Origin of the sequence: Nocardiopsis sp. CNS-639 (assembly GCF_000381685.1) — a bacterium.
GTDB lineage: Bacteria > Actinomycetota > Actinomycetes > Streptosporangiales > Streptosporangiaceae > Nocardiopsis > Nocardiopsis dassonvillei.
Window position 1 is genome coordinate 13,924 of the sequence record NZ_KB906892.1, and the last position, 13,311, is coordinate 27,234.

General features: G+C 73.9%; 10 protein-coding genes. 9 read left to right on the forward strand and 1 reads right to left on the reverse strand.

Annotated features, from left to right (window positions below; genetic code table 11):
* Positions 1-10: 10 nt before the first annotated feature.
* The 9 genes from G011_RS0128760 (at position 11) to G011_RS0128800 (ending at position 12,170) form a co-directional block, all read left to right on the forward strand.
* Positions 11-1,633, forward strand: a complete 1,623-nt coding sequence (locus G011_RS0128760; RefSeq protein WP_019611498.1) for an FAD-dependent oxidoreductase — start codon at positions 11-13, stop codon at positions 1,631-1,633.
* Between the two features lie 202 nt (positions 1,634-1,835).
* Positions 1,836-4,040: a hydantoinase/oxoprolinase family protein gene (locus tag G011_RS0128765; protein WP_051104423.1), complete on the forward strand. Its 2,205-nt coding sequence runs from the start codon at positions 1,836-1,838 to the stop codon at positions 4,038-4,040.
* 728 nt (positions 4,041-4,768) lie between these two features.
* Positions 4,769-5,263 (forward strand): hypothetical protein, encoded by a 495-nt coding sequence (locus G011_RS32725; RefSeq protein WP_231391625.1) that lies wholly within the window; start codon positions 4,769-4,771, stop codon positions 5,261-5,263.
* Positions 5,260-6,603, forward strand: a complete 1,344-nt coding sequence (locus G011_RS0128775; protein ID WP_019611501.1) for a transporter — start codon at positions 5,260-5,262, stop codon at positions 6,601-6,603. Before G011_RS32725 ends, G011_RS0128775 begins: the two co-directional genes overlap by 4 nt.
* Positions 6,604-6,910: 307 nt before the next feature.
* On the forward strand, positions 6,911-7,633 hold the full coding sequence (locus tag G011_RS0128780; protein WP_019611502.1) for a FadR/GntR family transcriptional regulator: 723 nt from the start codon (positions 6,911-6,913) through the stop codon (positions 7,631-7,633).
* Positions 7,634-7,683: 50 nt separating this feature from the next.
* Entirely contained in the window at positions 7,684-8,580 is an 897-nt protein-coding gene (locus G011_RS0128785; protein ID WP_051104425.1) for an NAD(P)-dependent oxidoreductase, read from the forward strand.
* Positions 8,581-8,716: 136 nt separating this feature from the next.
* Complete coding sequence (locus tag G011_RS0128790) at positions 8,717-10,192, forward strand: SLC13 family permease (protein ID WP_019611504.1); 1,476 nt, start codon at positions 8,717-8,719, stop codon at positions 10,190-10,192.
* Between the two features lie 68 nt (positions 10,193-10,260).
* Positions 10,261-11,136 carry a transketolase gene (locus tag G011_RS0128795; protein WP_019611505.1) on the forward strand — a complete coding sequence of 292 codons (876 nt, stop codon included), beginning with the start codon at positions 10,261-10,263 and terminating at the stop codon, positions 11,134-11,136.
* Positions 11,133-12,170 carry a transketolase family protein gene (locus G011_RS0128800; RefSeq protein ID WP_019611506.1) on the forward strand — a complete coding sequence of 346 codons (1,038 nt, stop codon included), beginning with the start codon at positions 11,133-11,135 and terminating at the stop codon, positions 12,168-12,170. Before G011_RS0128795 ends, G011_RS0128800 begins: the two co-directional genes overlap by 4 nt.
* A gap of 916 nt (positions 12,171-13,086) precedes the next feature.
* Here the strand turns inward: G011_RS0128800 and G011_RS32730 are convergent.
* Positions 13,087-13,311: HNH endonuclease (locus tag G011_RS32730; protein ID WP_231391626.1), on the reverse strand; the 225-nt coding region annotated here is incomplete at its 5' end.

Here is a 13,311-nt window from a genome sequence, read left to right on the forward strand (position 1 = left end):
AAAGGCTCCCATGACCGAGACCAGCACAGAGATCCTCGTCGTCGGCGGGGGGCTGGGCGGTGTGGCCGCGGCCCTGGCCGCCGCCGACTCCGGCCGCCGCGTGGTGCTGACCGAGGAGACCGACTGGATCGGCGGGCAGCTCACCGCGCAGGCGGTGCCGCCCGACGAGAACCCGTGGATCGAGCGCTTCGGTTCCACCGCCTCCTACCGGCGCCTGCGCGAGGGCATCCGCGACCACTACCGGCGCGCCTACCCGCTGCGGGCCGAGGCCGCCTCCTCGCTCACCCTCAACCCCGGCGCGGGCCGGGTCAGCAAGCTGTGCCACGAGCCCCGTGTGGCCCTGGCGGTGCTGGAGGAGATGGTGGGCCCGCACCGGGCGGCCGGGCGTTTGACCGTCCTGCTGCGCCACCGGCCGGTGGCCGCGCACACCGACGGCGACCGGGTGAGCGCGGTGGAGCTGGAGGACGAGCGGGGGCGCCGCCGCACGGTGAGCGCCGCCTACGTCCTGGACGCCACCGAGAACGGCGACCTGCTGCCGATGGCGGGACTGGACCACGTCACCGGCGCCGAGGCGCGCGCGGAGCACGACGAGCCGCACGCCCCCGAGACGGCCGACCCGACCAACCTGCAGGGCATCACCTACTGCTTCGCGATGTCGCACCACCAGGGCGAGGACCACACCATCGAGCGCCCGGCGATGTACGACTTCTGGCGCTCCTACACGCCCGAGTTCTGGCCGGGTCCGCTGCTGGGCTTCTCCGCGCCCGACCCGCGCACGCTGGAGCCGGTGGCGCGCACGTTCGTGCCCAACCCCGACACCGACCCGCTCGCGGTGGCCGCCGACCAGAGCGCGGACGCGGGCGACAAGGAGCTGTGGGGTTTCCGGCGCATCCTGGCCCGGCGCATGCACCTGCCCGGCGCCTTCGACTCCGACATCACCCTGGCCAACTGGCCGCTCAACGACTACTGGCTCAAGCCCGCCCTGGAGATCGAGGGGCTGGTGGACGCCCAGACCGTCCGCGAGGCCCACGAGGAGGCCCGCCAGCTGTCGCTGTCGGTGCTGTACTGGCTCCAGACCGAGGCGCCCCGCGCCGACGGCGGCACCGGCTTCCCCGGGCTCAAACCGCGGCCCGACGTGACCGGCACGGAGACGGGCCTGGCCAAGGCCGCCTACGTGCGCGAGTCCCGGCGCATCCGGGCGGTCACCACCGTCACCGAGCACGACGTGTCCCTGGACCTGCTGGGCCCGCACGGCATCGTGCGCCGCCACGACTCGGTGGGGGTGGGCAGCTACCGCATCGACCTGCACCCCTCCACGGGCGGCGACAACTACGTGGACGTGGCCAGCGTCCCGTTCGAGATCCCGCTGGGGGCACTGCTGCCCGAGCGGGAGACCAACCTGCTGCCCGCCGCCAAGAACGTCGGCACCACCCACATCACCAACGGCTGCTTCCGGCTGCACCCGGTGGAGTGGAACATCGGTGAGGCCGCCGGGCGGTTGGCCGCCTTCGCCCTGGAGCACGGCACCACGCCGCACGCCGTGCGCGCCAAGGACGAGCTGCTGGAGGCCTTCACCGCCGTGCTGGACCGCACCGGCGTCGAGCGCCACTGGCCCGACGTGCGCGGCTACTGACCCCGCCCGCGCCAAGGGCGGGCACCGCGCCTCCCCGGGGCCTTCGGCCCGCCCGTCGTCCGCCACCGCCCGCCGGGGCGGACGACGGGCGGGCCACCACTACCGACGGGCGCCGCGCGGCACCCTCCCCCCGCTCGGGCGTTCGCCCCGACTCCCCGCTGTCCCACTCCCCACCGCCCGACTCCCCACAGAAGGGGTGACCATGAGCGACGCGACCCCAACCCCGTCCCCGGGCCCCGGTTCCCGTCCCGGTCCCGTGCGCATCGGCATCGACGTCGGCGGGACCTTCACCGACGCCGTGGCCGTCAGCGCCACCACCTACGCCCTGCTGGGCCAGGTCAAGGTGCCCACCAGCCACGACCACGCCGACGGCGTGGCCCACGGCATCATGACCGCGCTGGAACGCCTGCTCGGCGACATCGGCGTGCGCGCCGAGGACGTGGGCTTCCTCGCCCACGGCACCACCCAGGCCACCAACGCCCTGCTGGAGGGCGACGTGGCCACCATCGGCATCGTCGGCGTCGGCAGCGGCTACGACGCCTTCGCCACCCGCAGGCTGCGCTCCCTGGGCAAGCTGAGACTGGACTCGGGCCACCCGCTGCCCGTGCGCTACGCCGCGCTGCGCGAACCCGAACGGGAGGGCGCGGCCCTGGCCAGCGTGGACCAGGTGGTCGCCGAGGGCGCCGAGGTCGTCGTCGCCGTCGAACCCTTCAGCGTGGACGACCCCCGCGGCGAGCTGGCCGTGCTGGAGGCCGCCCGCGCCCGCGGGATCCCCGTCACCGCCACCCACGAGATCACCCAGCTCTACGGTCTGGGCAAACGCGCCCGCACCGCCGCGCTCAACGCCGGGGTCATGCCCCGCATGCTCCAGACCGCCGACCTGGTCGAGCGCAGCATCCACAAGGCCGGGGTCACCGCCCCGCTCATGGTCATGCGCTGCGACGGCGGCGTGATGTCGCTGCCCGAGATGCGCCACCGCCCCCTGCTCACCGTCCTCTCCGGGCCCGCCGCGGGCGTGGCGGGCGCCCTGATGGGCGAGAAGGTCAGCGAGGGCGTGTTCCTGGAGACCGGCGGCACCTCCACCGACATCAGCGTCATCCGGCGCGGGCGGGTGCAGATCCGCCACGCCCGCCTGGGCGGCAAGGAGACCTACCTGTCGGCGCTGGACGTGCGCACCGTCGGCGTCGGCGGCGGCTCCCTCGTCCGCGTCGGCGGGGGCGAGGGCCCCGGCCGGGCGAGTCTGACCGACGTGGGACCGCGCAGCGCCCACATCGCCGGGCTGCCCTACGCCTGCTTCGCCGACCCGGCCGAGCTGGAGGGCGCCCGCCTGGTGCGGATCAGCCCCATGGCCTCTGACCCGGGCGACCACGCCGTCCTGGAGAGCGGCGGGCGGCGCTTCGCCCTGACCGTGACCTGCGCCGCCAACGCCGCCGGGCTCGTCCCCGAGGGCGACTACGCCCGCGCCGACGCCCGTGCGGCCCGCGCCGCCCTCGCACCCCTGGCCGAGGCCCTGGGCGTGGAGGTGGAGGAGGCCGCCCGCGCGGTGCTGCACAAGGCCACCGAGCGCGTGGCCGCGGTCGTGGACGAGATGGCGGGCGACTACGGCCTGGACCGGCAGGTGTGCACCCTGGTCGGCGGGGGCGGCGGCGCGGCCACCATCACCCCCTACCTGGGACAGCGCACCGGCCTGGAGGCGCGCATCGCCGCGCACAGCGAGGTCATCAGCCCCCTGGGTGTGGCGCTGGCGCTGGTGCGCGAGTCGGTGGAGCGCATCATCCCCGGCGCCACCCACGCCGACGTGCTCGCGGTGCGCGCCGAGGCCGAGCAGGCGGTACTGCGCCAGGGCGCGGACCCGGCGGGGATCGAGGTGGACGTCACCGTCGACCCCCAGCGCAACCTGGTGGCGGCCGTGGCCACGGGCGCCACCGAGCTGCGCACCAAGGACCGCACCGCCGCCGCCGACGCCGAGGCCGGGGCGCGGGCCGCCGCGGCGGCCAGTCTGGGCGCCGCGCCGGCCGAACTCACCGAGTACGCGGCCAACGGTCAGTACCGGGTGTTCGGGCTGGTGCGCAGGCCCGGCGGGCCGCTGGGGCGCTTCGCCCGCGAACGCACCCACGTCCGGGTCGTGGACGCCGAAGGGGTGGTGCGCCTGCACAGCGCCGACGCCCAGGTGGACACGCTGGTGGCCGCCGAGGCCGAGGGGCGGCTCAAGGACCTGGTGGCCGAGCGCACCGCCTACGGCGACGGCGGGGCGCTGCCCCCGGCGGTGTGGCTGCTGCTGGGGCCCAAGTTCGCCGACCTGTCGGGGGTGCTGGACCCGGGGCACCTGGTGGCGCTGGCCTCGGCGGAGATCGCCCGCCGCGCCCCCGACGAGACGGTCATCGCGGTCATGGAGAAGCGGCGGTGAGCGCGCACACGCCGCCGCGCGCGGCCCGCGAACCGCGTTTCCCCGCGTCCGGAACACCGGAATGCCCCGGGCACGCCGAGCGCGCGCCCCGGCGCGGGGCGCCGGGGCGCGCGGGCCGACCGAAACCCCCGTGGCACACGGACCGCACGGACCGGAGGGAAACGGGGGACCGGGCGCAGATGCCCGGCGGGCACGACACGGGCGTCGCTCCCGAGCTGGCCGAGGAGTACGCGCGCATCGGCGCCGCCTCCGAGGAGGAGCTGGCCGCCGACCTGCTCGCGCTGACCGCCACCCACGAGGGCCGCGACCGCGACCTGCTGCTGTCCTGGGCCGCCACGGCGCTGCGCTTCGGTGAGCGCATGGCCGACGAGGACGCCGCGAGCGCCGGAGCGTCCGGGGGCCCTGGGGCCGCTGGGCCCGCCGGGGTTGCCAGGACGGTAGGGAGCACGGGGACCAAAGGGGACTCTGAGAGCCCTCAAGGGATCTCATGCAGCTCAGGTGCCTCAGACGTTCCAAACAGGTCAGGCACTTCGGGTGCTTCAGACGTCCCAAGCGGGTCAGGCACCTCAGGCGCTTCAGAAGTCCCAAACAGGTCAGATACCTCAGGTGCTTCAGACATTCCAAGCAGGTCAGATGCCTCGGGCGCCTCAGACGTCCCAGATAGGTCAGGCACCTCAGGCACCCCTGAGGTCCCAAGCGACGCGGGTGCCAGGGGTTCCTCGGGTGCGGTGAGCGCTCCGAGTCGCACGGGTCCTTCGGACCTGCGTGTGGAGGAGCGGGCCTGCGGCGGGCTGCGTCCGGGCGAGGTCCTGCTCGCCGAGTACCTGCACCGGGCCTCCGGCGACCGGGTGGTCGTCTACGCCGACGCCCTCGACCACGCCCACCGCGTGGCCCGCGACGCCGGGTGGGGCCGCGACCTCACCCCCGCGGCCCTGCGCGAGACCGCCCTGGCCCACGAGCACGCCCACCGGATGCTGCACGACGGACGGGGCCGCGCGCTGCGGCGCGAACTCGACCACGTCCTGGTGCGCCTGGGGCCGCTGCGCCTGCGAGGCCACGTGGTCGGCGCCGACGAGATCGCCGCGCACGCCTACGCCCGCCGTCGCGCGGGGCTGCGCCGCAGCCCGATCGCGCTCACCGCGGCCATCGCCGCCACCCTTGCCCACCGGGGTACGGGCCACGACCGGCCCGCCCCGCGAACCTCCCCCGGAGAACGCCCGTGACCGCCTTCGCGATCCTCCTCGCCATGGCGGTGGGTGTCGGCCTGATGCTGACGCGCCGCCTGCCCACCGCCTTCGCCCTCGTCCTGCTCTCCGTCGCGATCGCGCTCATCGCGGGCGCCCCGCTCATGGGGGAGGAGGGCAGCGTCACCGGGACCGTCGTCCAGGAGGGCGCCCCGCGCCTGGCCGCGACCATGATCGCCATCCTCCTGGGCAGCTGGCTGGGCACGCTGATGTCCGAGGCGGGGATCGCCTCCACCCTCGTGCGCAAGATCGTGGAGTTCGGCGGCGAACGCCCCTCGCTGGTCGCCGTCGGCGTCTTCGTCGTCGCGATCCTGTGCGGCAGCATCACCGGTTCGGCGCCCGCGGCCATGCTCGCCGGTGTGGTGGGCATCCCGGCGATGATCGCGGTGGGGGTCACCCCCACCGTCGCGGCCGGGACCGTGCTGGTGGGCATCGCCGCCGGACTGCCCCTGGAGCTGATCAACTGGCAGTTCCTGTCCGACGCCATCGGGGTGCCGGTCTCCACCGTCCAGCACTTCCAGCTGCGCCTGTTCCCGATCGCGCTGGCGGGCGGGTTGGCCTACATCCTCATCGAGATGCGCCGCAGGGGCGCCCGGCACACCTGGGCGGTGCGGGTTCCGGCCGGGGCCGGGGGCAGCGGTTCCGGCGGCGCCGGGACGAGGCCGCCGAGCCGCCGCCAGCGGGCCGCCGAGCGGCGCAGGCGGCGGGGGGACGCGCCCTGGTACGCGCTGGTCACGCCGCTGGTGCCGATCGTGCTGGCGCTGGGGCTGCACGTGCCCATCGTGCCCTCGCTGCTGGCCGGGGTGGTCTTCGCGCTGTTGACGGCCGTGCCGTGGCGGGAGATGTCCTCCACCGCGCTGCGCACGCTCTACCGGGCCTTCGACGTGGCCGCGCCGCCCATCGTGCTGTTCATCGCGATCGGGATGCTGCTGGCGGCGGTGAACCTGCCCGGGGCAGTCTCGGCGCTCACGCCGGTGGTGACCGCGATCAGCCCCAGCAGCCCGTGGCTGTTCGTGCTGGTCTTCGCCGTGCTGGTGCCGCTGGCCCTGTACCGGGGGCCGATGAACATCTTCGGTCTGGGCGCGGGTGTGGCCGGTGTGCTCATCTCCGGCGGTATCTACCCGGCTCCGGCGGTGCTGGGGCTGATGGCCTCCTACGGCCAGGTGCTGGGGGTGTCGGACCCCACCAGCACGCAGACGGTGTGGAGCGCGCAGTACGCGGGGGTGCGCCCGGAGCGGTCGATGCTCTCGACGCTGCCCTACACGTGGGTGATCGCCGTCGCCGGGTTGGTGCTGACGGTGTTCCTGTACCTGGTGTGAGGCTGGTGGGGCCGGGCGCGAGCCGGGCCCGAGGCGGCGGCGGGGAGTCCTTGGGGGCTGCCCGCCGCGCTGTGTGCGGGGCCCGTCCGGGGCGGGGCCTAGGCTGCGGACACCCGTGGCGGGGGAGGCGTCCCGGTTCCGGATCCGGGCGGGCGCCGGCCCTTCGCGGTGGTACGGCATCGGCCCTTCGGGGCGGTACGACACCGGGCCTTCACACCGCGGAAATATTGGCCTTACCAATCCATTGACGCCCGCGACCTGCGACTTGTACGCTTCCTCACATTGGTCAGGCCAATCAGGAGGTGCGGTGGACACGAACTTCGACGCCCTGGTCGAGGCGCTGGCGCCGGAGGCCCGGGCCTCGGGCACCGAGTCGCGCCTGATGACGGAGCGGGAGCTGGCCGAGCGGCTGGGCACGAGCCGGGCCACCGTCCGGGAGAACCTCGGCAGCCTGGAGATGCTCGGCATGGTGCGCCGCACCCAGGGGGCGGGAACGTTCTTCACCAAACCCGACGCCTCCTTCGTCCAGTTTCTGTTCGGCCTGATGTCGAAGTTCGGCCACATCGACGACGACAGCGTCGAACGCGCCCGGGAGATGATGGAGGTCGCCGTGGTCCAGGAGGCCGCCGACCGCGCCGACGAGGAGGACGTGCGCGTCCTGCGCGGCCACGTCGAGGACATGGTCCGCGCCACCGCCGCGGGCGACGCCGAGGCCGGGCACGAGGCCGACTACGCCTTCCACAAGAAGCTGTTCCAGATCGCCGACAACCCGGTGATCGAGTTTTTCGTCGACGGCATGAGCCTGGCGCTCAAGGACGTCCTCGCCCACAAACGGGCCCTGGCCCTGGACATCGAGGCCCGCGCCGCCGAGGGCGACGCCGAGGGACCCCGCAGGACGGACACCGTCCACACGCCCATCGTCGACGCCGTCGAGGCGCACGACCGCAGCGCCGCCGCGGCCGCGATGGTGGAGCACTTCACCCTGTGGCGCCGCATCACCGAGGGCGCCGCGCCCGCCGACGGGCGCTAGCCGGACACCGCCCGGCCCGAAACACCCCCCGCGGGGGAGAAGGAAGACACATGGACACCACACCAGTTCCACAGCCATGCCCGAAAACGGCCGTGATGTTCGTCGGCGTCGGCGCCATCGGCCTGCCCATGGCCCTGCAGGTCGCCGCGGCCGGGCACACCGTGGTCGGCGTGGACCCCTCGCCGCGGCGCCGCGAGGAGGCCCGGGGCCAGGGCCTGCGCGCCCAGCCCGACACCGCGGGAATCGGTGAGGCCGACGTCGTCATCGTCATGGTCGCCACCCCCGACCAGCTGCGCGCGGCCGTCACCGCCCCGGGCGGCGCCCTGGAGGCCATGCGCGCCGACGCGGTGCTCGTGGTCATGAGCACCGTCGGACCCGGCCCCGTGCGCGAGGTCGCCGACCGCGCCCGCGAGCGCGGGGTGCGGCTGCTGGACGTGCCGGTCACCGGAGGGGTGGCCGGGGCCCGGCGCGCGGCCCTGACCCTGTTCGCCTCCGGCGACCCCGAGGCCCTCCGGCGGTGCGGGCCGGTGCTGGAGGCGATGGGCACGGTCCGCGACTGCGGAGACCAGGCCGGACGCGGACAGTCCTACAAGGTCGTCAACCAGCTCCTGTGCTCGGTGCACATCGCCGCCGCGGCCGAGGCGCTGGCCCTGGCCGAACGCCTCGGGCTCGACCCCGCCGACGTGCTGGAGGCCGTCTCCGGCGGCGCCGGGGGCTCCTGGATGCTCGGCGACCGCGGCCCGCGCATGCTGCCGGACGGTCCCGACGAGATCACCAGCACCATCGGGATCTTCGTCAAGGACTCCGGGCTCGTCGCCGACACCGCCGAGGAGGCCGGGTTCTCCGCCCCGCTGCTCCTGGCCGCCCGCGACGCCTACACCAGGGCCGCCGAGGCCGGTCTGCTCGACCACGACGACTCCCAGGTCATCCGGGTCTACCGGGACTGACCCCGCCGGGCCCCGTACCCGGCCCCCACCGCCCCCCGTCCCCGCGCGGCGCCGACGGTCCCCTCAGCATGCCCGGAAAACGCCTTCCGGACGGTGCGCGGGACCCGCGCCGCCACGACAGAGAGAACCCGAACCCATGGACGCCCTCGTACTCGCACTGATCGCCCTGGGGGCGATCGGAGCGCTACTCGTCCTCATCATCCGTTTCAACGTCCCCGCCTTCGTCGCGCTCCTGCTGGTCAGCGTCGGTACCGCCCTGGCCACGGGCATGCCCTTCGAGGACGTGGTGCCCACCATCGTGGAAGGGCTGGGCGGCACCCTGGGCAACGTGGCCCTCCTGGTGGGGCTGGGCGCGATGCTCGGCGCCATCGTCGAGCACTCCGGCGGCGCGGACGCGCTCTCCGAGCGCTTCAGCGCGCTGCTCGGCCCGGCCAGGGTGGGCGTGGCGCTGCTGATCGCCTCGTCGGTGATCGCGGTGCCGATCTTCTTCGACGTCGCGTTCATCGTCCTGGTCCCGATCATCTACGCCTTCTCGCGGGCGGCCCGCCTGCCCTCGCCCATGCGTATCGGCCTGCCCATCGCCGGGCTGATGCTCTTCATCCACGTGGTGCTGCCGCCCCACCCCGGCATCGTCGGCAGCTCCGTGCTCACCGGGGCCGACATGGGGCTGGTCACCCTCCTGGGCGCCGCGCTCATCCTCCCGGTGGGCGTGGTCGCCCACTACACGGCGAAGCTGCTCAACCGGCGCGCGTACGCCATGCTGCCCTCCACCGCCGAACTGTACGAGCAGAACACCGGTGAGCCCGGATCCGGCGGTACGGACGGTGGCGCCGGGACCCCGGACGGCACCGGCGGTACGGGCGGTATCGGCGGGGCGGACGGCGCGGGCGCCTCCGGCGCGGCCAAGGTCTCCGTCCGCCCCCGGGTGGAGCCGCAGCGCCCGCCCAGCGCCGCCGCGGTGATCACGGTCATCGCCGTCCCCATCCTCATGATCGGCCTCCAGACCGTCGCCGGACTCTTCCTGGAGGAGGGCTCCACGGCCCTGCGCTTCCTGACCATGGTCGGGGCCCCGCCCTTCGCGCTGCTCACCGGCTGCCTGCTGGCCCTGTACCTGCTGGGCGTGCGCCGCGGCTGGTCGATGCGTTCGGTCGGCTCGGTCATGGACGCCGCGCTCGCCCCGGCGGCGGTGGTCGTGTTCGTGACCGGAGCGGGCGGCGCGTTCGCCGGGGTGCTCACCGCCAGCGGCATCGGCGAGGTGCTCTCCGAGAGCATGCTCGGCCTGGGGCTGCCCCTGCTGCTCCTGGCCTTCTGCCTGGCCGCGCTGCTGCGGGCGGCCCAGGGATCGGCCACCGTCTCGGCCCTGACCACCTCCGGGCTCCTGGCCGAGGCCATCGCCTCGGGCGGGTACAGCGGCCTGGAGATCGCCCTGATCAACCTCGCCATCGGCTGCGGCGCCATCTGCCTGTCCCACGTCAACGACTCGGGCTTCTGGATCGTCTCGCGCTACCTGGGCCTGTCGGTGCGCGACGCCCTGCGCACCTGGAGCGTGCTCGTCACGGTCCTGGGCACGAGCGGGTTCGCCCTCGTCGGCCTCACCTGGGCACTGGTCTGAACCCCCGCGTCCCGGACGGGACGCGCCGCCCCCCGAACCACACCCTTCGCACACCGAGGAAGGTCCCCATGAACCAGACCGCCACCAGACCCGGAGGCGGCGTCGACACCGCCAGGTTGGAACGTCTGCGCGCCGCCGCCTACCGCATCCGGCTCAACGCCCTCACCCAGGCCCAGGTCCAGGGCCAGGGCTACATCGGCCAGGCCCTCGGGTTCGCCGACGTGCTCGCCGCCCTGTACGCCGACCACCTGCGGCTGCGTCCCGAGGAGCCGGAGTGGGAGGGGCGCGACCGCTGCCTGCTCAGCATCGGCCACTACGCCATCGCCCTGTACGCCGCCCTGGCCGAGGCGGGGATCATCCCCGAGGAGGAGCTGACCACCTACGCCACCGACGACTCGCGCCTGCCGATGTCGGGCATGGCCACCTACACGCCGGGGATGGAGATCTCCGGCGGCTCCCTGGGCCACGGGCTGGGGATCGCGGTGGGCGTCGGACTGGGGCTGCGCCGCAAGGGCAACCCCGCCCGCGTGTACAACCTGCTCTCCGACGGCGAGCTCAGCGAGGGCTCCACGTGGGAGGCGGTGCAGGCCGCGGCCCACCACCGCCTGGACAACGTCACCGCGATCGTGGACATGAACCGCCAGGTGGCCGACGGCCCCGCCCAGGAGGTCATGGGCACCGAACCCGCCGACGAGAAGCTGCGCGTCAGCGGATGGCACACCCTGCGGGTGGACGGCAACGACGTGGCCGCCGTCGCCGCGGCCCTGGACGAGCTGCGCGAGCACCGGGGCTCGCCCACGGCGCTGGTGTGCGACACCAGGATCGGCGCGGGGGTGCCGATGCTGGAGAGCAGGGAGAAGCTGCACTTCATGCGGGTGGCCGAGGACGAATGGCAGACCGCGCGCGAGCAGCTGCGCCAGGGATACGAGGGGTACACGGCATGAACACCACCACCAGCAGCACCACTGGCACCAGAGGCACCGGCGGCGTCGGTGGCGTCGGTGGCAGGAAGCTGACGTCGGACGCCATGATCGCCTCGATCGCGGAGGAGGGCGCGCGCACCGTCCAGGCGCCCCTGGGGCACGCCCTGGTGCGCGCCGCGCGCGAGGACGAGCGCGTCGTGGGGTTGTCGGCGGACCTGGCCAAGTACACCGACATGCACGTCTTCCGTGACGCCATGCCCGACCGCTTCCACCAGATGGGCATGGCCGAACAGGTGATGATGGGCGCCGCGGCCGGGCTGGCGATGGAGGGGTTCGTGCCCTTCGCCTCCACCTACTCGGTCTTCGCCACCCGCCGCGCCTACGACTTCCTGTGCCTGGACATCGCCGAGCCGCGCCTGAACGTCAACGTCGTCGCGGCGCTGCCCGGACTGACCACCGGCTACGGGCCCAGCCACCAGGCCACCGAGGATATCGCCCTGCTGCGGGGCATCCCCGGAATGGTGATCGTGGACCCGTGCGACTCGGTGGACATCGAGCAGGCGGTCCCGCAGCTGATCGCGCACGAGGGGCCGACCTACACCCGTATCCTGCGCGGCGCGGTGCCCACGGTGCTGGACGAGTACGACTACGAGTTCCGGCTGGGCGAGGCCGCGCTCCTGCGCGGAGGTGACGACGTCCTGTTCGTCTCCTCGGGGATGATGACCGAGCGGGCGCTGCGCGCCGCCGCGGAGCTGGAGGCCGACCGGATCGGTGTGGCGGTCCTGCACGTGCCCACCATCAAGCCGCTGGACGTGGAGACGGTCCTGGAGCAGGTGGGCCGGGACCGCAGGGTGTTCGTGCTGGAGAACCACTCGGTCGTGGGCGGGTTGTTCGAGTCGGTGGCCTCCGCCCTGGTCCAGCGCGGGGTGGCCCGGCGGATGGAGCACATCGGCCTGCCGGACGAGTTCTTGGACGCGGGGGCGCTGCCCACCCTCTACGACCGCTACGGCGTGTCCGTGCCCCGGATCGTGGAGAGGGTGCGTGCCTCGTTGTGACGGACCGGGCCGGGCCTGGCCTGGCCCGGCCTGGCCGGGGCAGGTCAGTCTGGTGTGGGGGTGAGTCGGGTCGGGGTGGGGCGAGGCACGAGATGACGTGACGAGGTCGGTTCCGCCGGTCGGCGAACAGCGCCGGGGTCCGTGAAGGTGCGGCGGGGAGTTCTTCGGGGCTCCCCGCCGCACCTGTTCGGGGAAGCGGGGTACGCCAGGCAAGCGGTCAACGCTTGCTGTTCGTGCGTGGTTGCTCGCTCCAGCGGTAGCACCAGCTGCCGCGAAGTGGTTCGGTCCGCGGCCAACGCCCGGGGTTCGGGGGTGGTGGGGGTTTGCTGCGTTGGCAGCGAAGGCGGCGGGTGTCTGGGGGCTCCGTTCAACGACCTGGTTGCGGGTGGTGACTGAAGGTGGCGGCGCCAGCTGCCGCGAAGTGGTGCGGGAGGGTGACCAACGGTTGGCCCTCGGGGGCGGCTGGGCTTTGCAGCGTTGGCAGCGAAGGCAGCGGGTGCCTGGGACTCCGCTCAACGCTCCACCTGCTGGTGGTGGCCGGAGGCAGCGGCGCCAGCTGCCGCGAAGTGGCCAGGGAGAGTGACCAACGCCTGAGGTCGGAGGCTGATCGGCCTCTGCTGCGTTGGCACCAAAGGCAGCGGGTGTCTGGGGGCTCCGTTCAACGCTCCACCTGCGGGTGGTGGCCGGTGGCGGCGTCGCCAGCTGCCGCGTAGTGGTGGGGGAGGGTGAGCAACGCTTGCTGTTCACACGTGGTGGGGCTTTGCTGCGTTGGCACCAAAGGCGAGCGGGTCCTCCGGCCTCGGGCAGCGGTCCCGGCCCCGAAGCGGGGTGGGCGACGGTGGCAGCGACCACGGTGGGCGCGGGGCCCGGGCCACCTGCCGGGCACGGGCATGCCGGGGCTCGGCGTAGCCGGGGGTCATTTCCGGGGTGGTGGATCCGGATCCCTGCCGGGTGGGTGGTCTCCTCCCCGTCCCCGTCCCCGTCCTTGTTCTTGTCCTTGGTGGTGGTGTGTGCGGAGTTCGCGTTGGTATTTGGCCCGGTTGTGCGGCCCGCACAACGGTTGCAGGTTGGCCACCACCGTGCGCCCTCCTCGGGAGAAGGAGGTGACGTGGTCGGCTTGGCACAACGCCACCGGTACTTC

Excerpts from the sequence above, each read along its gene's own strand:
- G011_RS0128760 (WP_019611498.1), top strand. The coding sequence starts at position 11 with ATGACCGAGACCAGCACAGAGATCCTCGTCGTCGGCGGGGGGCTGGGC.
- G011_RS0128795 (WP_019611505.1), top strand. The coding sequence starts at position 10,261 with ATGAACCAGACCGCCACCAGACCCGGAGGCGGCGTCGACACCGCCAGG.
- G011_RS0128800 (WP_019611506.1), top strand. The coding sequence starts at position 11,133 with ATGAACACCACCACCAGCAGCACCACTGGCACCAGAGGCACCGGCGGC.
- G011_RS0128765 (WP_051104423.1), top strand. The coding sequence starts at position 1,836 with ATGAGCGACGCGACCCCAACCCCGTCCCCGGGCCCCGGTTCCCGTCCC.
- G011_RS0128790 (WP_019611504.1), top strand. The coding sequence starts at position 8,717 with ATGGACGCCCTCGTACTCGCACTGATCGCCCTGGGGGCGATCGGAGCG.
- G011_RS0128785 (WP_051104425.1), top strand. The coding sequence starts at position 7,684 with ATGGACACCACACCAGTTCCACAGCCATGCCCGAAAACGGCCGTGATG.